This window comes from Sphingomonas sp. Leaf242 (assembly GCF_001422045.1).
Taxonomy (GTDB): Bacteria; Pseudomonadota; Alphaproteobacteria; order Sphingomonadales; family Sphingomonadaceae; genus Sphingomonas.
In genome coordinates, this window is record NZ_LMLW01000010.1 from 309,201 (window position 1) to 327,809 (window position 18,609).

General features: G+C 66.4%; 18 protein-coding genes. 8 read left to right on the forward strand and 10 right to left on the reverse strand.

What is annotated here, in order from left to right; genetic code table 11:
* Nucleotides 1–3 precede the first annotated feature (3 nt).
* The 7 genes from ASF09_RS15600 to ASF09_RS15630 all read right to left on the reverse strand — a co-directional run bounded on the left by ASF09_RS15600 (nt 4) and on the right by ASF09_RS15630 (nt 7,201).
* On the reverse strand, nt 4–756 hold the full coding sequence (locus ASF09_RS15600; RefSeq protein WP_060527031.1) for a phosphoadenylyl-sulfate reductase: 753 nt from the start codon (nt 754–756) through the stop codon (nt 4–6).
* Nucleotides 749–1,189 (reverse strand): DUF934 domain-containing protein, encoded by a 441-nt coding sequence (locus tag ASF09_RS15605; protein ID WP_056050673.1) that lies wholly within the window; start codon nt 1,187–1,189, stop codon nt 749–751. The genes ASF09_RS15600 and ASF09_RS15605 overlap by 8 nt, the downstream gene beginning before the upstream one ends.
* The gene (locus tag ASF09_RS15610) at nt 1,182–2,813 is read right to left on the reverse strand and encodes a nitrite/sulfite reductase (protein ID WP_060527032.1); all 1,632 of its coding nucleotides are present in this window, start codon (nt 2,811–2,813) and stop codon (nt 1,182–1,184) included. The genes ASF09_RS15605 and ASF09_RS15610 overlap by 8 nt, the downstream gene beginning before the upstream one ends.
* Before the next feature lie 246 nt (nt 2,814–3,059).
* Nucleotides 3,060–3,356, reverse strand: coding sequence for a DUF2849 domain-containing protein (locus ASF09_RS15615; RefSeq protein ID WP_060527033.1), 297 nt, complete (start codon nt 3,354–3,356; stop codon nt 3,060–3,062).
* Complete coding sequence (gene cobA, locus ASF09_RS15620; protein WP_060527034.1) at nt 3,353–4,144, reverse strand: uroporphyrinogen-III C-methyltransferase; 792 nt, start codon at nt 4,142–4,144, stop codon at nt 3,353–3,355. The genes ASF09_RS15615 and cobA overlap by 4 nt, the downstream gene beginning before the upstream one ends.
* A gap of 90 nt (nt 4,145–4,234) precedes the next feature.
* The gene (gene astD, locus ASF09_RS15625; protein ID WP_060527035.1) at nt 4,235–5,647 is read right to left on the reverse strand and encodes a succinylglutamate-semialdehyde dehydrogenase; all 1,413 of its coding nucleotides are present in this window, start codon (nt 5,645–5,647) and stop codon (nt 4,235–4,237) included.
* Nucleotides 5,648–5,842: 195 nt separating this feature from the next.
* Nucleotides 5,843–7,201, reverse strand: coding sequence for a protein adenylyltransferase SelO family protein (locus ASF09_RS15630; RefSeq protein ID WP_060527036.1), 1,359 nt, complete (start codon nt 7,199–7,201; stop codon nt 5,843–5,845).
* 37 nt (nt 7,202–7,238) lie between these two features.
* Here ASF09_RS15630 and ASF09_RS15635 point away from each other — a divergent pair, with 37 nt between their 5' ends.
* From ASF09_RS15635 to ASF09_RS15645, 3 genes are all read left to right on the forward strand, one after another.
* The gene (locus ASF09_RS15635) at nt 7,239–8,120 is read left to right on the forward strand and encodes an alpha/beta fold hydrolase (RefSeq protein WP_060527110.1); all 882 of its coding nucleotides are present in this window, start codon (nt 7,239–7,241) and stop codon (nt 8,118–8,120) included.
* Between the two features lie 67 nt (nt 8,121–8,187).
* Nucleotides 8,188–8,946 carry an SDR family oxidoreductase gene (locus ASF09_RS15640; RefSeq protein WP_056050664.1) on the forward strand — a complete coding sequence of 253 codons (759 nt, stop codon included), beginning with the start codon at nt 8,188–8,190 and terminating at the stop codon, nt 8,944–8,946.
* 168 nt (nt 8,947–9,114) lie between these two features.
* Nucleotides 9,115–10,224, forward strand: coding sequence for a glycosidase (locus tag ASF09_RS15645; protein WP_060527037.1), 1,110 nt, complete (start codon nt 9,115–9,117; stop codon nt 10,222–10,224).
* Between the two features lie 126 nt (nt 10,225–10,350).
* Here ASF09_RS15645 and mqo read toward each other — a convergent pair whose 3' ends face one another.
* Nucleotides 10,351–12,060 carry a malate dehydrogenase (quinone) gene (gene mqo / locus ASF09_RS15650; protein WP_060527111.1) on the reverse strand — a complete coding sequence of 570 codons (1,710 nt, stop codon included), beginning with the start codon at nt 12,058–12,060 and terminating at the stop codon, nt 10,351–10,353.
* Between the two features lie 337 nt (nt 12,061–12,397).
* Here mqo and ASF09_RS15655 point away from each other — a divergent pair, with 337 nt between their 5' ends.
* The 4 genes from ASF09_RS15655 to ASF09_RS15670 all read left to right on the forward strand — a co-directional run bounded on the left by ASF09_RS15655 (nt 12,398) and on the right by ASF09_RS15670 (nt 16,312).
* A complete protein-coding gene (locus ASF09_RS15655) occupies nt 12,398–13,546 on the forward strand; it encodes a glycosyltransferase (protein ID WP_060527038.1) in 1,149 nt (382 codons plus the stop codon).
* A 69-nt stretch (nt 13,547–13,615) separates the two neighbouring features.
* Nucleotides 13,616–15,019 carry an NAD(P)H-dependent flavin oxidoreductase gene (locus tag ASF09_RS15660; RefSeq protein ID WP_060527039.1) on the forward strand — a complete coding sequence of 468 codons (1,404 nt, stop codon included), beginning with the start codon at nt 13,616–13,618 and terminating at the stop codon, nt 15,017–15,019.
* Nucleotides 15,020–15,260: 241 nt separating this feature from the next.
* On the forward strand, nt 15,261–15,899 hold the full coding sequence (locus ASF09_RS15665) for a LysE family translocator (protein WP_060527040.1): 639 nt from the start codon (nt 15,261–15,263) through the stop codon (nt 15,897–15,899).
* 167 nt (nt 15,900–16,066) lie between these two features.
* Nucleotides 16,067–16,312, forward strand: a complete 246-nt coding sequence (locus tag ASF09_RS15670; protein WP_235529850.1) for a hypothetical protein — start codon at nt 16,067–16,069, stop codon at nt 16,310–16,312.
* Between the two features lie 143 nt (nt 16,313–16,455).
* On the opposite strand, the gene ASF09_RS15675 is transcribed toward ASF09_RS15670, so the two are convergent.
* The gene (locus ASF09_RS15675) at nt 16,456–17,454 is read right to left on the reverse strand and encodes a 2-hydroxyacid dehydrogenase (RefSeq protein WP_060527041.1); all 999 of its coding nucleotides are present in this window, start codon (nt 17,452–17,454) and stop codon (nt 16,456–16,458) included.
* Between the two features lie 124 nt (nt 17,455–17,578).
* Here ASF09_RS15675 and ASF09_RS15680 point away from each other — a divergent pair, with 124 nt between their 5' ends.
* Complete coding sequence (locus ASF09_RS15680) at nt 17,579–18,073, forward strand: SH3 domain-containing protein (protein WP_060527112.1); 495 nt, start codon at nt 17,579–17,581, stop codon at nt 18,071–18,073.
* A 105-nt stretch (nt 18,074–18,178) separates the two neighbouring features.
* On the opposite strand, the gene ASF09_RS15685 is transcribed toward ASF09_RS15680, so the two are convergent.
* Nucleotides 18,179–18,562 carry an endonuclease domain-containing protein gene (locus ASF09_RS15685; protein WP_060527042.1) on the reverse strand — a complete coding sequence of 128 codons (384 nt, stop codon included), beginning with the start codon at nt 18,560–18,562 and terminating at the stop codon, nt 18,179–18,181.
* Between the last annotated feature and the right edge of the window lie 47 nt (nt 18,563–18,609).

The following is an 18,609-nucleotide window of genomic DNA, read 5'->3' on the forward strand; positions in this document are numbered from 1 at the left end:
TGGTCAGATCATCGGATCGTAGTCGGTGGGGGCGTGGATGCCGCATTCGACCTTGTCGAAACTCCGCCACCGTCCCGCACGCGGGTCTTCGCCCGGTGCAACCTTGGTGGTGCACGGCGCGCAGCCGATCGAGAGATAGCCTTGTGCCTCCAGCGGGTGCCGCGGCAATTCATGCTCGGCGAAATAGGCGTCAAGCTTGGCCTTGTCCCAATCCGCCAGCGGGTTGATCTTGAGGCGGCCCTCGTCCTCTTCGAAGCGGGGGAGAGCGGTACGGGTGCCGGACTGGAACCCCTTCCGCCCCGAAATCCAAGCATCGAACGGCGCCAGCGCCCGCCGCAACGGCTCGACTTTCCGTAGGTCGCAACATCCGTCCGGATCGTACGACCACCGCAATCCCGTCTTGTCCTTTATCGCCAGCAACCGCGGATCGGGACGGAACACGCGTAGGTCCGTGAACCCCAATTTCTCCGCGAGCTCGTCACGGTACGCCAAGGTCTCGCCGAACATCTTCTGCGTATTCGTGAACACCACCGGCACGTCGACATCTACCTGCGCGACCATGTGCAGCAGCACCGCCGACTCCGCGCCGAACGACGACACCGCCGCGATCCGCCCGCGCAACTCGCCGACGAGCAGTTCGAACAGCATCTCCTGCGCAGAGACGCCCTCGAACCGCTCCTGCATCGCCATCGCATCGGCGCGCGTGAACGCCGGCGTGACGTCGATCATGTCGAGTTGGCGCGCGGGCTCACCCATGGCGCAGCTTCCACACCGGCACCGCGCCGTCCGCCGCCTTCTGGTACGGCGTGTCGTACCGCTCCAGGCTCGCGCGCAGCACGTCGATATCGATCGGCGCCTGGGGTGCGAAGCTGTCGAACCCGCAGCGCCGCATCAACGGGATCTGGTCAACCAGCACATCGCCCTGCGCACGCAGTTCCCCGGTATAGCCCGCCTCGCGCAGGATCCGCGCGGACGAATAGCCGCGCCCGTCGCGGTAGCCGGGGAAGCTGACCTCGATCAGCGCAAGCTGGTCGATCTGCGGCAACAGCGCACGCGCATCGTCGCCCGCTTCCAGGCGAACCGCTGCGGCGTTGCTCTGCCCGATGAACGAATCGAGCGTCACCGCGGGCTCGTCATGCGGCTCGTCGTCGCGGAAGCGGAGCAGCGTCTGATCCGGATACTCAACCATAGATCGCCTCCTTGAACGTCTCGAAGCCGACGCGGCGGTACGTGTCGAGAAAGCGTTCGCCGGGATCGCGGACCTGCAGGTACCGGTCGGTGACGCGCTCGATCGCGTCGACCACGCCGTCCTCGGAGAAACCGGGGCCGGTGATCTTCGCGAGGCTCACGTCCTCCGCGCCCGAGCCACCGAGCGAGAGCTGGTAATTCTCGGTGCCCTTCTTGTCGACGCCGAGGATGCCGATGTGGCCCGCGTGATGATGCCCGCACGCATTGATGCAGCCGCTGATCTTCAGCTTCAGTTCGCCGAGATCACGCTGGCGGTCGAGACTGCCGAAGCGCGTCGCGATCTTCTGCGCGAGCGGGATCGAGCGCGCATTGGCCAAGCTGCAATAATCGAGACCGGGGCAGGCGATGATGTCACTGATCAGGTCGAGATTGGCTTCGGCGAGCCCGGCGTCGTTGAGCGCCGACCACACCGCGTGCAAGTCGGCGATCCGGACGTGCGGCAGGACGATGTTCTGCGCATGCGTGACGCGCAGTTCGTCAAAGCTGTAGCGTGTGCCGAGATCGGCCATGAGGTCGATCTGGTCCGCCGACGCGTCGCCGGGGATGCCGCCGATCGGCTTCAGGCTGATGTTGACGATCGCATAGCCCGGCTGCTTGTGCGCCTTCACGTTCTGGTCGAGCCAGACCGCGAAGTCGGGATCGCTGCGGTCGATGTCGGCCGAGGCACTGGCGTCGAAGTCGGGCGCGCCGAAGTGGCTCGTGATGCGCTCCAGCTCGGCCCGCGGCGGATCGAGCCCAAGGCCCTTCACTGCCGCGAATTCCTCCTCGACCTGGCGGCGATATTCGTCGGGGCCGATCTCGTGGAGCAGGATCTTGATCCGCGCCTTGTAGATGTTGTCGCGCCGGCCGTAGCGATTGTAGACGCGCAGGCACGCCTCGAGATAGCTCATCAGGTCGTCGGCGGGGACGAAGTCGCGGATCTCGTGGCTGATCATCGGCGTACGGCCCATGCCGCCACCGACGTAGATCTTGGCGCCCAGTTCGCCGTCGCGGACGTGCAGCCCGATGCCGATATCGTGCAGGCGCATCGCCGCGCGATCCTCGTCCGCCGCGATCACGCAGATCTTGAATTTGCGCGGGAGGTAGGTGAATTCCGGGTGGAACGTCGACCACTGACGGATCAGCTCGGCCCAGGGGCGCGGGTCGGCGACCTCGTCGGCGGCGGCGCCGGCGAACTGGTCCGAGCTGATGTTGCGGATGCAGTTGCCGCTGGTCTGGATGGCGTGCATCTCGACCGTCGCCAACTCCTGGAGAATGTCCGGGGTCTGGTCGAGCTGGATCCAGTTGAACTGGATGTTCTGCCGCGTGGTGAAGTGGCCGTAGCCGCGATCGTACTTCCGCGCGATGTGCCCAAGCATCCGCATCTGGCGCCCGTCGAGGGTCCCGTACGGCACCGCGACGCGCAGCATGTACGCGTGCAGCTGGAGATACAGCCCGTTCATCAGCCGTAGCGGCTTGAACTGATCCTCGGTCAGCTCGCCCGAAAGGCGGCGGCGGACCTGGTCGCGGAACTCGTCGACGCGCTGGTCGACGATCGCCTGATCGTATTCGTCGTATTTATACATGCGAAGTCCCGGAGAAGGATTGGTTCACGCGAAGGCGCGATGGCGCGAAGAGATTCAGAAGAATTTTGTTCGCGCGGAGACGCGGAGACGCGGAGGAGAAAGCACCCGCGCTAGCGGGCAACAAAGCTGAAGCGGCCAGCGAGCGTGAAGGCCGCTGCGCGGCAAGCGCAACACCTCCGCGTCTCCGCGTCTCCGCGTGAAACACCTTCTCACTAACCCCTTCGCGCCTTTGCGCCTTCGCGTGAATCATATCACCCAGCTGCCGGCGGTCGGGTCGGCGGGTTTGAGAGTCAGGTCGGGTCGCATCGTCGGGCCCAAAGCGCGGATGCGGTCCTTAATATGGGCGGGGCGGGGGCCGTCGTCGGTCAGTGTTGCCTCGATCAGATAGGGGACGTTGACGCGGCGTGCGCCTTCCTCGGCTTGGAGGATCGCTTCGCCTGCCACGCCGACGTCGGCCGCGTCCTCGATGTGGCGCGACCAGCCGTTGCCGGTCCACCAGACGACGTCGCCGGTGGGAAGGTCGTTTCCGGTCAACAGCTTCATGCGGCGGCGTCCTCTGCTACGCGGGCCCAGCGGGCGAGTTTGTCTTGCGCGTCGGACAGTTCGACGACCTCGCCGACGACGATGATCGCGGGGCTTTTCACCGCCTCGCGCGTCACCATCGCGCCGAGATCGGCAAGCAACGTCCGGATCGCCCGCGAGCCCTCGAGCGTGCCGCGTTCGAGCACCGCGACGGGCATGTCGGGGGCGACGCCATCGGTCATCAGCTTGTCGGCGATGTCGGTCGCGCTCGCGATACCCATGTAGATCACCAGTGTCCGACCCTGTCCGGCGAGCCCGGCCCAGTTCTGCTCGCTCAGCCCCTTGCACTGGCCCGCGACGAAGCTGACCGCGCTGGAGTGATCACGGTGGGTGAGCGGCAGCATCGCTTCGGCGGCACAGCCGAGCGCGGCCGAGACACCCGGGATGACCTCGACCGGAAGGCCCGCGGCGCGAACTGCTTCGACCTCCTCGCCGCCGCGGCCGAACACGAACGGATCGCCACCCTTCAGGCGAATCACGATCGCGCCGGTCTTCACATGCGCGATGATCAGCGCGTTGATCGCCTCCTGCGGCAGCGTATGCCGCGCGCGCTGCTTGGCGACCGAGATGCGCTGCGCTCCCGGCGGCGCGATATCGAGCACGCGCGGGTCGATCAGCCCGTCATGGACGACGACGTCGGCGGTCTTCAGCGCCTCGACCGCGCGGACGGTGAGGAGGCCGGGATCGCCCGGTCCCGCCCCGACGAGGATGACGCGCCCGCGGGCGGTGGGATCTAGGAGGCTTGCCATAGGATAAGAGATGGACGGCAACCCGCTGCACCGCAACCGAATGATGCTTTGGCGGGAGGTAGGATTGCTTTCGAACGCGCCGAAACGCGGTCAGCCGTCGGCGAGGCCGATGCCGATCGACGCGCGCGCGCTCTCGGATTCACTGCTGACGACCGGGTAGGCGCAGTAATCAGCGGCGTAATAGGCGCTCGGGCGGTGGTTGCCCGACCAGCCGATGCCGCCGAACGGGGCGCCTGACGAGGCGCCGTTGGTGGGCTTGTTCCAGTTGACGATGCCGGCGCGGATGTTCGCCCAGAACCGGTCGTAGAGCGCGGGCGTCTGGCTGATCAATGAGGCGGACAGGCCGTAGCGCGTGTTATTCGCCTCGGCGATCGCAGCGTCGAAATCGTCGACGCGGACGACCTGCAGGATCGGGCCGAACAGCTCGATATCGGGGCGGTCGGCGATATCGGTGACGTCGATCAGCGCGGGTTTCAGGAACGGCAGGTCCGCGACCGGGCGTTCGAGATGGCGGATCGGGCGGCCACCGCGCGTGAGCAGTTCGAGGAAGCTTTCGGTCAGCTGCTCGGCGGCTTCATTGTCGATCACCGGGCCCATGAACGGGGCAGGGTTGGCGTGCGGTTCGCCGACGATGATCCGTCCAACCATCTTGTCGACGGTCGCGATTAGCGGGTCGTAGAGCTTGGTGTCGACGATCAGCCGTCGTGCGGCGGTGCAGCGCTGGCCGGCGGTGGTGAAGGCCGACTGGATGATCAGGATCGCTGCGGTGTGCAGGTCGGGCGTGTCCCACACGACGATCGGGTTGTTGCCGCCCATCTCGAGCGCGAGAATCTTCTCGGGCTTGTCGGCGAACGCGCGGTTGAGCGCCAGGCCGGTGCGCGCCGAGCCGGTGAACAACAGCCCGTCGATATCGGGGTGCGCGGCGAGCGCCTTGCCTTCGTTCGGGCCGCCGATCACGAGGCGGATGCACTCGGGCGGCACGCCCGCGGCGCGGAAGCATTCGACGAGGAACGCGCCGACCGCGGGGGTCTTTTCCGACGGTTTGAAGACGACCGCGTTGCCGGCGATCAGCGCGGGAACGATGTGGCCGTTGGGCAGATGCGCGGGAAAATTATACGGTCCGAGCACCGCGAGCACGCCATGCGGCTTGTGGCGGACGGCGATGCGCGAGCCCATCGTCGCTTCGAGGCGGCGTTGCGCGGTGCGATCGGCATAGGCACTGACCGAGATGTCGACCTTGGCGATCACCGTCTCGACCTCGCCGCGCGCTTCCCAGATCGGCTTGCCGGTTTCGCGGGAGATCAGGTCGGTGAAGGCGTCGTTGCGCTGCCGGACGATGTTGGCAAAGCGCCGCATCGTCTCGATCCGGAAGGCCAGCGGCTTCGACGCCCAGCTCGACCAGCCGGCGCGCGCGCAGGCGACTTCGGCATCGACGTCGCCGATCGGTTGACGCCAGAGAATCGCGCCGGTGGCCGGCTCGTAGGAGATGATCTCGTCGGACATGCGCCGCTCTTGCCTTGATTCGCGGCGAGTTTCCACTGGCGGATGTGACCGCTGCAACGCGCGCTACACACGATCCGTCATGCCGGGCTTGTTCCGGCATCCACGGCACCGCACAGCCGATGGCATATAATGTGCGGAACGGTGGGCCCCGGAACAGGTCCGGGGTGACGGACGGGGTTATACGGACGAGGTTATTTAGGCGAGTGCTTCGCCCATTTCGCGGATCGCGGCGACCTTGGCGTTCAGCGCACTCCAGTCGTCATGCTCGGCGATCGGCGCCCAGATCGCCTCCACCTCGTCGATCAGCATGCTGCACGGCTCGCCCGCCCAATAGGGGTGCGAGCGGTCCTTCCGGGGTTCGTAGGCAGCGAGCGCGGCACGGACTTCGACCCAGGGTTCGGCGTAGGTGTCGGGCAGATCCCCACCGAACGCGTCGAAGAAGAACCGGTCGATCCCGACGCCGGAGGTGCGGAGCGCGCGTTCGGTGGCCTGGACGAGGTCGCGGTCGGCATCCGGATCGCGCGGGCGCACGCCCAAGCGCCAGAGGATCGCCTGTGTGACTTCGGGTTGGTAGCGCGGACCGAACTGGTCGAGCGCAGCCACCAGCGGGTCGCTGTCGGCGATCTGGCGGAGCGCGACGGCCAACTGCATCACGTCCCAGTGGATCGCCTCGGGCTGGCGGCCGAACGCGTAGAGCCCCTGGTGGTCGAAATAGGCAGCGGTGAAGGCCGGGTCCCAGGTCGGGGCAAACCGCCACGGGCCATAGTCGAAGCTCTCGCCGGTGACGTTGATGTTGTCCGAATTGAGCACGCCGTGGACGAAGCCTGCCGCCATGTAGCGCGCCGCGAGACGCGCGGTGCGACCGACGACGAGGTCGAGCAGGCGGACCGGATCGTCGCCGTCCTCGTCGTAGAGGTTGCGGAGTACGTAGCCGACGAGTTTGCGCAAACCCGCTTCGTCGCGTTCGTAGGCGAGGCGCTGGAAGCTGCCGATGCGAACGTGGCTGTGGTTGAGGCGGACGAGGACGGCCGAGCGAGTCGGGCTGGGTTCGTCGCCGCGCTGGAGTTCTTCGCCCGTTTCGATCAGCGACAGCGTGCGAGAGGTGGGGACGTTGAGCGCTTCGAGCATCTCGGTCGCGAGAATCTCGCGCATCCCGCCCTTGAGTGTCAGGCGGCCGTCGCCCGCGCGGCTCCACGGAGTCTGACCCGACCCCTTGGTGCCGAGGTCCATCAGGCGACCGCCCTCGTCCCGCATCTGCGCGAAGGTGAAACCGCGGCCGTCGCCGAGATCCGGATTGTAATTGCGGAACTGATGGCCGTGATAGCGGAGGGCTAAGGGCTGGGGGAGCGTGTCGGGGAGCGGTGAGAACCGGCCGAAATGGCGCGTCCATTCGTCATCCGTCAGCGTGTCGAGACCGATCTGTGCGGCGGCGCGGTCGTTGCGGAAACAAAGCCGCGTCTCGGGGAAGTCGGCGGGCGCGACGGGATCGAAGAAGCCGTCCCCCAGCGTTAGAAGTTCAGCTTTGGGGCGATACACTTGCGGGTCGATGGCCATGCGGCGATATGGTGGCCGCTACCCGAAGGACGCAACCATGGCCGCATACGAAAACCTCTATTGGTGGTCCAACGACGGGCTCAGACTCCATGCGAGGGACTATCCGGGGGGCGAAGAAGGCCAACCGCCGATCCTGTGCATGGCCGGGCTCACCCGCAATGCGCGCGATTTCGATGCGCTCGCGGCAAGGCTGGCCGGGCGCTGGCGCCTGATCGCAGTGGACTTTCGCGGGCGTGGCGAGAGCGCGTATGCGAAGGACCCGATGTCGTATGTCCCGCTGACCTATGTGCAGGACGTCGAGGCGCTGCTGACGGAGCAGGGGATCAATCGGTACATCGCGTTCGGCACATCGCTGGGCGGAATCGTCACGATGCTGATGGCGGGGCCGTCGCGGGGGCGGATGACGGCGGCGTTGCTCAACGATGTCGGGCCGGAGATCGACGCGCAGGGGTTGGCGCGGATCCGCGGCTATGTCGGCAAGTCCAGCGTCTTCCCGACCTGGATGCACGCCGCGCGCTGCGTCGCGGAGAATAACGGCGATGTGTATCCCGACTGGCAGATCGAGGATTGGCTGGCGATGGCCAAGCGGCTGTACCGGCTCAACAGTTCGGGGCGGATCGTGCTCGATTACGATCTGAAGATTGCCGAGCCGTTCCGCGTGCCGGGTAACGAAGCCGGGCCGGACATGTGGCAGGCGCTGGGCTCGCTGCGCGACGTGCCGACGCTGATCGTCCGTGGCGGGCGCTCGGACCTGCTGTCGGCGGCGACCGCGGAGCGGATGGCGGCGTCGCTCGACTTGGCCGAAGTGGTGACGGTGCCGGGCGTCGGCCACGCGCCGACGCTGAGCGAGACGATGCTGCAGGAGCCGATCGACCGGTTGCTGGCGCGCGCGCTTGAGGGGGCGGCGATCCGCGCTTAGGGGAGGGCGGCGCGCAGTGTTTCAACGTGCATTTCGCCGCCAATCTGCTGACAAGCCGGGATACTTGATGACCGAACTCTCCGACGCCCACACCACCGTCCGCCCGCTGAAGGGCCGCCGCGCGATCATCACCGGGGGGACCACCGGGATCGGCCGGGCGATCGCGGTGCTGCTCGCATCGGAGGGCGCCAAGGTCTATATCTGCGGCCGCGACGAACGCTATCTGCAGGATGCGCTCGCCCGCATTCGCGAAGTCGGCGAGGGCGACGGGATGATCACCGAACTCGCCGATCCCGACAAGGTCCGCGCGTTCTTCGATGCGGGCGAGGCGTATCTCGGGGGCTTCGACATCACCGTCGTCAACGCGGCCGTCGCGGCCGGCGGCCTGACGCAGATGAGCGAGGACGAACTGCGTTATGCGATCGCGGTCGACTTCACCGCGTACCTGCTCAGCGCGCATCACGCGGCGCACCGGATGAAGCCGATCAGCGACATCGTCATCATCGGCTCGCTGAGCGCGCATATCCTCGGGCCGAGCTCGACGGTGTATGCCGGGGTGAAGTCGGGGATCGCCGGCTTCTCGGAGGCCTTGCGGCGCGAGCTGGGGCCGAAGGGGATCAAGGTCTCGCTGGTCGAGCCGGGCAAGGTCGGCTCGAACATGCAGTATCCCGACGTCCCCGACGACAAGCAGCGCCAGATGATCGAGGCGGAGCAGATGCTGCGCGCGGAGGACATCGCGGTCGGGGTGGAGTTTGTCCTGACGCAGCCGACACGGACCGTGATCCAGCAGATCGTCATCGTCCCGCGGGCGCTTGAGGGGGAGTAGGCAAGACGGCTCGGCGGTATTTCGTCGAGCGCCACGCCCTTCCCGTCATCCTGACGAAAGTCAGGATCCAGCGTAACGGAGCGGCGTCCTTCATGACCCTGGATCCTGACTTTCGTCAGGATGACGGAGCAGGTGGAAGTCGCCCGACGTAAATCAAAGGAGAATAGCATGTTCGACCAGCTCGTCTTCACCCCCGCCGACATCGACCTGTCGCGCTCGCCGCTGGCGGGGAAGGTCGGTGCCGAGACCTATGTGCTCGGCGCGTTCAATCCCGGGATGACGCGGCTGGCGAACGGCAACCTGCTGCTGATGGTACGCGTCGCCGAGGCGCTCAAGCAGCCGGTCAAGAACGGCAACGTCCACGCGATCCGCTGGCAGGACGGCGCATACCTGCTCGATGCGTGGCCATTGCAGATGGTGGATACCAAGGACCCGCGCAAATTCCTGATCCCCGGCGGCGGATGGAAGGTGATGGCGCTGACGTCGTTGTCGTGGCTGTTGCCGGTCGAACTCGATGCCGAGGGTCGCTCGGTCGTCACGGTGCATTACGACAAGGCGATCGCGCCGCGCACGTCGTACCAATGCTACGGCGTCGAGGATGCACGGATCTCGAAGGTCGGCGATCGCTATCTGATGACGACCTGCTCGGTCAGCCCGGAGCGGCATTCGACGACGCTGTATACGTCCGCCGACGCGCTCGACTGGCAGCTCGAGGGTATCGTGCTCGATCACCAGAACAAGGACATGCTGATCTTCGAGGGGCTGATCGACGGACAGTATTGGGCGCAGACGCGACCGCTCGGCGACCTGTATTTCGCCTATCCCCCGGGCAGCGAATGGCGCAGCGGGCCGTCGATCAACTTGTCGCGATCGCCCGATGCGTTGCACTGGAAACCGCACGACAAGCCCGGCATCCGCCCGCATTCGGCCACCGTCTCGACCGCGCGGATGGGCGGCGGCGCGCCCCCGATCCTGACCGATCGCGGATGGCTGACCTTGTGGCACGGTGTCGAGCCGTCGGGCGTGGTCGGCATCTACCGGACGTACTGGTCGATCCTCGACAAGGACGATCCCTCGATCACCGTGGCGACCGAACATACCGCGCTGCTCGAGCCCAAGCCCGAACTGACCGAGCCGCTGAAGGACCAGATGTACCTCGACAACGTCGTCTTCACGACGGGCATCGCCGATGCAGGGGACTTCTATGTTGTGGCAAGCGGCGAGGCGGACCTGGCGTGCCGGATCACGCATATCCCGAAGGATGTGTTCGCCGCCTGATCCTCCCCCGCCAGGGGGAGGTGGCGCCGAAGGCGACGGAGGGGGAGGACGGCGAAACACCGGTTCCGTGTCCGCCCCCTCCGTCAGGCAAGCGCCTGCCACCTCCCCCTGGCGGGGGAGGATACGTCAGAGCGCCAGGTCGGGGCTGCGGTCGACCTTGACGCGTGTTGCCGCCGGCTTGGGCTGGGTCGACACGAACACCGCGGGCGACGGCACCGTCAGTTGCAGCGTCTGCGCCGTCGCGGCCCAGGTCTTGGCGATCAGCTCGGGCTTGTCGTTGAGCGTGACGCCGTAGCTCGGGACGATCTCGCGAATCTTGCCCTGCCACGCCGCCGTCGCGAGATGGTTGGGGAACACCTTCTTCAACAAATCGAGCATGATCGACGGCGCGGTCGAGGCACCCGGCGACGCCCCCAGCAGCGCCGCGATCGAGCCGTCCTTAGACGCGACGATCTCGGTGCCGAGCTTCAGCACGCCCCCCTTGTTCGGATCGCGCTTGATGATCTGGACGCGCTGGCCGGCTTGCCACAGCCGCCAGTCGCCGTCCTTCGCGCCCGGGAAATACTCGCGCAGCGCGGTCATCCGGTCGGCGTCCGACATGATCAGCTGCCCAGCGAGATATTCGACGAGATCGAAATCGTCCCAGCCGACCGCGATCATCGGCCGGAAATTGTCGAGCGTCACCGACGCCGGCAGATCGAAATACGAGCCTTCCTTGAGGAACTTGGTCGAGAAGGTCGCGAACGGCCCGAACAGCAGCGCCTGCTTGCCGTCGAGATAGCGCGTGTCGAGATGCGGCACCGACATCGGCGGCGAGCCGACCGCGGCCTTGCCGTAGACCTTGGCGAGGTGACGCTGCGCCACCTCGGGCTTGTCGGTCACGAGGAACGAGCCGCCGACCGGGAAGCCGGCATAATCGTCCGCCTCGGGGATGCCCGACTTCTGCAGGATCGGCAGCGCGCCACCGCCCGCGCCGGCGAACACGAAGCGCGCGTTGATGATCCGCTTCTCGTCGCTCTTCATGTCGCGCGCGGTCACCCGCCAGCTTTTGTCCGCGCTCCGCTCCAGCGAGCGCACCTCGTGGCCGGTGGTCAGCGTGAAGCCCGGCTGCTTGCGCATCGCGTCGACATATTGCCGCGTGACCTCGCCCCAGTTGCAGTCGGTGCCGAGCGGCGAGCGCGTCGCGGCGAGCTTCATGGTGGGATCGCGACCCTGCATCATGACCGGCACCCACTGCGCGATCTGCTTGGGATCGGTCGAGAATTCCATGCCCGAGAACAGCGGGCTCGCCTGCAACGCGGCATGCCGCTTGCGCAGGAACGCGACGTTCGCATCGCCCCACACCAGATTCATGTGCGGGGTCGAGTTGATGAACGAGCGCGGGTTGGCGAGCATCCCGGCATCGACCTGATGGCTGAGGAACTGGCGGGTGACCTGGAACTGCTCGTTGATCTCGATCGCCTTCTTGATCTCGACCAGCCCGTCCGCCGCGTTGACCGGCGTGTAGTTCAGTTCGCACAGCGCCGAGTGGCCGGTGCCCGCGTTGTTCCAGCCGTTCGAGCTTTCCTCCGCGACCTTGTCGAGCCGTTCGACCAGTTCGATCGTCCAGGTCGGCTCGAGCTGGTGGAGCAGCACCGCGAGCGTCGCGCTCATGATGCCGCCGCCGACCAGCAGCACGTCGACGTTACGCTCGGTGGGGGCGGCGTCGGCGGATGCCAGCGGCAGCATCGCCGCGCCGCCCGCGGTGATCGCCGACCCCAGCAGCCCGCGCCGCGTTACGCGCGTGTCGATCGCCGCCGCGCGGTCGGAGTCGCCGTTCAGCTGGGGCGTGGTCATGTCGTCGTTGGAAGGGAGCCGCATCGTCGTGCCTCGTCGTTGGCGGTCTGGTCCGGCCTCCAGCGCTTCGACAGCGGGGGCGGGACCGAAGGACCGGATTGTCGTTCGGGCCGCGCGAAGACCTTGCCGCATATAGGCAAAACCATCGATCGAGCGCGACCGCTGCTCGAAATCCTCGTCCAACTCTCTGTCAGTCTTCGGGTGTCGTCACGCTGCTTGCTGCGCATGACGTTGTTGTCATATAATGGCATCGCGGTATCGATCGTGCAAGACCGCACCGGCCGAAGCGGCTTTGCGCCACCTTGAAAGCTGCCGCGAAAATCGGCATCGGTCGCGAATGGCCGCACCCGTCAACATCCTTCATCTCCACTCGTCGTTCGACCTCGGCGGCAAGGAAGCGCGCGCGGTTCGGCTGATGAATGCGTTCGGCGATCGGGCGAAACACACCATCGTATCGGGGATGCCGGATGCGCTCAGCGCGCGGGACTCGATCGCGAAGGGCATCCGCTACGAGATCGCACAGAATCCACCGCCGTTGACGGGCAAGCCTTCGGTCAAGCGCTACGAGGCGATCGCGCAGTATATGCGGCGGTTCGACCTGGTACTGACCTACAACTGGGGCGCGATCGATGGGGCGATGGCGCGCCGCGCGTTCGCCAAGGGCGCGCCGCCGCTCGTCCATCACGAAGACGGGTTCAACGCCGACGAGGCGAACGGGCTCAAGATCGAGCGCAACATCTATCGGCGGCTCGCGCTGGGCGCGGCGCATGCGCTGGCGGTGCCGTCCGAGGTGCTCGAAGGCATCGCGCTCAAGACCTGGAAACAGCCGCGCGAGCGCGTCCACCGGATCGTCAACGGAATCGGCACCGCCTATTACGCGCAGAAGCCCGAGCCCAAGGCGATCCCCGGGTTCACGCGCAACGCCAAGGAAACCGTGATCGGTGCGCTCGCCGGCCTGCGCGAGGTGAAGGACCTCACCGCGCTGGTCCGTGCGGTCGGCGGTGTATCCGGACGCGTGCGGCTGGTTATCATCGGGGAGGGCCCGGAGCGCGCGAACATCCTGCAAGCCGCCGCCGCGATGGGGATGGCGGACAAGCTGGTGCTGCCTGGATTTCTCGATCGGCCGTATCGCTATATCGGCCATTTCGACATGCTCGCGGTGTCGTCGCGCAGCGAGCAGTTTCCGATCGCGGTGGTCGAGGCGATGGCGGCGGGGCTGCCGATCGCGAGCTATCCGGTCGGCGATATCACGCGGATGGTCGCGCCCGAGAATCTGCCGTTCGTGACCGAGATCGCAAACGAGGTTCGGTTGCGTGATGCGTTGCAGGCGCTGGTCGGCGATCCCGCCTTGCGCGCCTCGGTCGGGGCCGCGAACCAGGCCAAGGCGCGGGCGGAATTCGACGAAGCGGTTATGATCGCTCGCTATCGCGCGCTGTACGAGGATGCGCTCGGGCGGCCGGGTGCACTGGGCGATCTACTAACCTAGGTCTTAATATTGCTCGCGCGCTGCGTCCTTGCGATATAGGGGGCCGTATTTTCCGGGAGAGGTGACGTCGTGTTCAAGGGCCTGAAGCCTATCGTCTATAACGGTCGGGAAGTCTGGCCTCTGGTTGAGGGCGGCAAGGGTGTCGCCGCGACCAACCACGCGTCGGCCGGCGCCTGGGCTGCGGCCGGGGGTATCGGCACGGTGTCGGCGGTCAACGCCGACAGCTACGATCCCGACGGCAAGATCATCCCGCAGGTCTATGCGGCACTCACGCGGCGCGACCGGCACGAGGAACTGGTCGAATACGCGATCGAAGGCGCGGTCCAGCAGGTCGAGCGCGCATACGAGATCGCCGACGGCAAGGGCGCGATCAACATCAACGTCCTGTGGGAAATGGGCGGCGCGCAGCGAATCCTGCACGGGGTGCTCGAGCGCACGCGCGGCAAGGTCGCCGGCGTCACCTGCGGCGCGGGCATGCCGTACAAGCTGTCCGAGATCACCGCGTCCTACGGCGTCAGCTACCTGCCGATCGTCAGCTCAGGTCGCGCCTTCCGCGCGCTGTGGAAGCGGGCGTATTCGAAGGCCGCCGAATGGCTTGCCGCGGTGGTGTACGAGGATCCCTGGCTCGCAGGCGGGCATAACGGCCTGTCGAATGCCGAGGATCCGTTGAAGCCGCAGGACCCGTATCCGCGCGTGAAGGAACTGCGCGACGTGATGCGCGAAGGCGGCATCTCGGACGATGTGCCGATCGTGATGGCGGGCGGCGTCTGGTACTTACGCGACTGGAACGACTGGATCGACAATCCGGAACTCGGCACGATCGCGTTCCAGTTCGGTACGCGGCCGCTTCTCACGCGCGAAAGCCCGATCCCTGAGGGTTGGAAGAACGCGCTGACGCAGATCGAGCCCGGCGACGTGCTGCTGCACAAATTCTCGCCGACGGGCTTCTATTCGTCCGCGGTGCGCAATCCGTTCCTGCGCTCTTTGGAGGCACGTTCCGAGCGCCAGATAGCCTTCTCGACGCAGGAGGCGGGCGACCACATCTTCCAGCTTGACGTCGGCGTGAAGGGCAAGAACTTCTGGGTCACGCGCAACGACCTGCTGCGCGCGCGTCAGTGGTTCGGCGAGGGCTATACCGACGCGCTCAAGACGCCGGACAACACGCTGGTGTTCGTCAGCCCGACCGAGAAGGGCATGATCCGCAAGGACCAGTCGGATTGCATGGGCTGCCTGTCGCAATGCTCGTTCTCGAGCTGGGCGGATACGGAGACCAACTCGACCGGTCGCCTCGCTGACCCGCGCAGCTTCTGCATCCAGAAGACGCTGCAGGACATCGCGCACGGCGGCGACATCGACCAGAACCTGATGTTCGCAGGGCATGCGGCGTATAATTTCAAGAAGGATCCATTCTACTCGAACGGTTTCGTGCCGAGCGTTGGGCAACTGGTCGACCGGATTTTGACGGGGGATTGAGGCTGGAGGAAGTGAACCGCAGTTTAGCGGCGGTACTGCATTCCAACACGCCACTTTCTCCGTCATGCCGGGCTTGTTCCGGCATCCACGGTGCCGCACTCTCTCGGGTGTGAGTTTGCCGCACCGTGGACCCCGGAACAGGTCCGGGGTGACGGAATGTTTTGGCAGGGCTTCGAGCAGGCTGCGGGCGCCAGTAGGCAGCCAGTTCTTCTGCCGCGGCATGAAGGGCAGGGGGGTAAACATGACGCTACACGCCTGGTGGTTGTTCGTAGTCGCGGTGTTCCTCCTATGCGGAACGCCCGGACCCAACATGCTACACGTCATGACGCGCAGCATCGCCTTCGGCGCGCGGCGCAGCGTCGCGGCGATGGCGGGGTGCCTGACCGCGCTGGTGCTCGTGCTGGCGGCGTCCGCGGCGGGCGTATCCGCCTTGCTCGCGGCGTGGCCGAGGGTGTTCGACGCACTACGCTATGCCGGCGTAGCATACCTCATATTCCTCGGGATCAAGGCATGGCGCGGGGCGGGGTCTCCGATCGACGTCGGCGACGATACGACGCCGGTGGCGCTCCCCCCGACCGTGTCGGCGTGGCGCCTGTTTCGCGGCGGGTTCGTGATCGGGATCAGCAATCCCAAGCTACTGCTGTTCGCCGCCGCGTTCCTGCCGCAGTTCGTCGACCGCGCCTTACCGCAGGCACCGCAGTTCGCGATCCTCGTGGCGACCTTCGCGGTGGTCGAGAGCTTCTGGTACGGCGTGTACGCTGCCGGTGGGCGGACGCTCGCACGCTATCTGACACGCCCGGCATTGCGGCGCGCGTTCGACCGCGTGACGGGGGCGATCTTCGTCGGGTTCGGTCTCGCTTTGCTGCGGGTGCGAGCATAGCGAAAGCGGGCCGCGCCATTGCCGTTCGGGGCGATAGCGCGCATAGCCGAGCCATCGCGGCGCTTCGTACGGGCAGGCTGCGACTGAGAGATGCTTTGCGCTCCCGCTCCGAGCCGGGAATGCCGCATGACGATCACTTCAGCCATCGCATCTACAGGGATCGCATCGTGACGACGGGCACCGACACGGTCGTGCCGATCTCGCGCGCGGTCAACGTCAGCGTCGAACAGCCTCAGGTCGTCGCGATGTGCAAGAAGCACGACGCGACCATCAGCGCGATCGAGACGCTGCCATCGGGCGGCACGCGCGTCGTGCTGATGAACAGTGCGGACGCCGCGAAGATCATCAAGGCGTTCGGCTCCAAGGTCCTGACCGGGACGGTAGCTCGAACCCACTGGATGCGCGCGGTCTGAGGGTATTGTAATCCTCCCCCGTCAGGGGGAGGTGGCTGGCACTTGCCAGACGGAGGGGGAGGAAAGCGAGACGTGGGTTCCGTTTCCCCTCCGTCACCTTCAGCGCCACCTCACCCTCGCGGGGGAGGATCGATCGCTGAAGCTCAGACCCAGCCGTCGAGCACCTGATCCGGCGGGCGATGGCCATCGGCCCACATCCGGATATTCTGGATGACGCGCTCGCCTGACGCCATACGCCCTTCGAGCGTCGCCGAGCCCATGTGCGGCAGCATCACAACGTTGGGCAACGCGAGCAGCCGCGGATCGATCGCCGGCTCATGTGCCCAGACGTCGAGCCCCGCGCCGGCGAGCTTGCCCGCCTCTAGCGCCTCGACCAGTGCACCCTCGTCGACGATCCCGCCGCGCGCCGCATTGATCAAATACACATGCGGCTGCATCAGGCCGATCCGGCGGGCGTCGATCAGGTCGCGGCTGTCGGCGTTCAGGGGCGTGTGGATCGTGACGATGTCGACGGCAGCGAGCATGTCGTCGAGTGACGCGTGGAAGGTAGCCGCCAGCTGCGCCTCGCGGACCGCGGGCAGACGGGTGCGATTGTGATAATGGATCGTCAGCCCGAACGCGCGCGCTCTGAGCGCGACCGCCTGGCCGATCCGCCCCATCCCGACGATCCCGAGTGCCTTGCCGCCGATCCGGTGGCCGAGCATCCCGCCCGGGCTCCAGCCCTTCCACTGCCCCGAGCGCACCAGCTTCTCGCCCTCGGCCAGGCGGCGCGGGACCGACAGGATCAGCGCCATCGTCATGTCGGCGGTGTCTTCGGTGAGCACCCCTGGCGTGTTGGTGACGATGATGCCGCGTGCGCGCGCCGCCTTCAGGTCGATATGGTTCACGCCCGCGCCGTAGTTCGCGATCAGCTTCAGGCGGTCGCCCGCGCCCGCGATCAGGTCGGCGTCGATGTCGTCGGTCACGGTCGGCACGAACACGTCGCAATCGGCCATCGCCGCAGCGAGCTGCTCGCGGTCGAGCTTGGTGTCGGCGCGGTTGTTCTGCGTGTCGAACAGCGCCTCCATCCGGTCCATCAGCGTATCGGCCAGCTCGCGGGTGACGACGACCTTGGGGTTCGAACAGCGGCGTGTGTCGATCATGCGACCGGCTTGGCGAAGGTGCTCGTGCCCGTCAACGTCGAGCCCGCAACTTCGGGGCCGCAACTCCGGTTGAGGAAAGCGGTTCGTCGCGATAGGAGTTCGGTTCGCCAGTTAGGACATGATCATGCGCATTCTCGCCGCCGCGCTTTCCGCTCTTGTTGCCACCGCGCTGGTGCCCGACCCGGTGACCGCGGCCGACGCGACGAAGAAGAGCGTGCCCTATTACGCCTCGATCTCGGCGTCGCGCGCACGGATGCGGACCGGGCCGGCACGGACGTATCCGGCGAGCTGGCTGTATCAACGCCAGGATCTCCCCATCAAGGTTGTCGCGATCTTCAAGGAATGGCGCAAGATCGCCGATCCCGACGGGACCGAAGGGTGGATGCAGGCGAACCTGCTGAGCGGCACGCGCACCGCGATCGTGCATGGCGCGGGCCCGGTGGACCTGCGCGAGAAGCCCGATGCGGGGAGCCGATTGCTGTGGCGCGCGGCGCCGGGCGTGGTCGGGCGGCTGAGCCGGTGCGGCAATGGCTGGTGCCGGTTGGATGTGAAGGGGCAGGCGGGGTTTGTTGCCGTTGGCGGGCTTTGGGGTGTCGAGGCTGGTGAGGTTTTGCCTTGAGGCTTTGGGAGGGCGTTTCTTGATGCGGAGGCCGACCCACCCCTAGCCCCCCCTTCCAGGGAGGGGGGTTAAGAAGGGTAGCGTCCCCTTTAGCCGACCAACCTTCTAGCTCCCCTCCCTGGAAGGGAGGGGTTGGGGGTGGGTTAGCCGCTGAAGTTGCATAACGCTTGCCAGGATCGTCTCGGCTACGCCGTCTGGATTGCGGGCGACATCGGAGTTCCAGAACCGGATCACCGTCCACCCCAGCACTTCCAACCGCCGCGTTCTCGCCGAATCACGAACCGAGCCGATGTGCTGGCTCCCGTCGAACTCCACCGCAAGCCGCACCTCCCGGCACGCCAGATCGATGATAAACCGCTCCACCACCAACTGCCGTGTAAACCGCGGGCGGAAATACGCGACCCTATGCCAGATCGCGATCTCTGCGTCGGTAGGATGGTTGCGAAGCTCTCGAGCACGCCGCGTCATCTCGGGAGGGATGCGGGCCATCTTTCCAGACTGCGCTAGAGAGATGCGGAGGGCAACCCACCCCCGGC

What these genes read in the sequence shown, in the direction of transcription:
- ASF09_RS15600 (WP_060527031.1), bottom strand. Translation starts at nt 756, where the DNA reads ATGGGTGAGCCCGCGCGCCAACTCGACATGATCGACGTCACGCCGGCG.
- ASF09_RS15605 (WP_056050673.1), bottom strand. Translation starts at nt 1,189, where the DNA reads ATGGTTGAGTATCCGGATCAGACGCTGCTCCGCTTCCGCGACGACGAG.
- ASF09_RS15610 (WP_060527032.1), bottom strand. Translation starts at nt 2,813, where the DNA reads ATGTATAAATACGACGAATACGATCAGGCGATCGTCGACCAGCGCGTC.
- ASF09_RS15615 (WP_060527033.1), bottom strand. Translation starts at nt 3,356, where the DNA reads ATGAAGCTGTTGACCGGAAACGACCTTCCCACCGGCGACGTCGTCTGG.
- cobA (WP_060527034.1), bottom strand. Translation starts at nt 4,144, where the DNA reads ATGGCAAGCCTCCTAGATCCCACCGCCCGCGGGCGCGTCATCCTCGTC.
- astD (WP_060527035.1), bottom strand. Translation starts at nt 5,647, where the DNA reads ATGTCCGACGAGATCATCTCCTACGAGCCGGCCACCGGCGCGATTCTC.
- ASF09_RS15630 (WP_060527036.1), bottom strand. Translation starts at nt 7,201, where the DNA reads ATGGCCATCGACCCGCAAGTGTATCGCCCCAAAGCTGAACTTCTAACG.
- ASF09_RS15635 (WP_060527110.1), top strand. Translation starts at nt 7,239, where the DNA reads ATGGCCGCATACGAAAACCTCTATTGGTGGTCCAACGACGGGCTCAGA.
- ASF09_RS15640 (WP_056050664.1), top strand. Translation starts at nt 8,188, where the DNA reads ATGACCGAACTCTCCGACGCCCACACCACCGTCCGCCCGCTGAAGGGC.
- ASF09_RS15645 (WP_060527037.1), top strand. Translation starts at nt 9,115, where the DNA reads ATGTTCGACCAGCTCGTCTTCACCCCCGCCGACATCGACCTGTCGCGC.
- mqo (WP_060527111.1), bottom strand. Translation starts at nt 12,060, where the DNA reads ATGACCACGCCCCAGCTGAACGGCGACTCCGACCGCGCGGCGGCGATC.
- ASF09_RS15655 (WP_060527038.1), top strand. Translation starts at nt 12,398, where the DNA reads ATGGCCGCACCCGTCAACATCCTTCATCTCCACTCGTCGTTCGACCTC.
- ASF09_RS15665 (WP_060527040.1), top strand. Translation starts at nt 15,261, where the DNA reads ATGACGCTACACGCCTGGTGGTTGTTCGTAGTCGCGGTGTTCCTCCTA.
- ASF09_RS15675 (WP_060527041.1), bottom strand. Translation starts at nt 17,454, where the DNA reads ATGATCGACACACGCCGCTGTTCGAACCCCAAGGTCGTCGTCACCCGC.
- ASF09_RS15680 (WP_060527112.1), top strand. Translation starts at nt 17,579, where the DNA reads ATGCGCATTCTCGCCGCCGCGCTTTCCGCTCTTGTTGCCACCGCGCTG.
- ASF09_RS15685 (WP_060527042.1), bottom strand. Translation starts at nt 18,562, where the DNA reads ATGGCCCGCATCCCTCCCGAGATGACGCGGCGTGCTCGAGAGCTTCGC.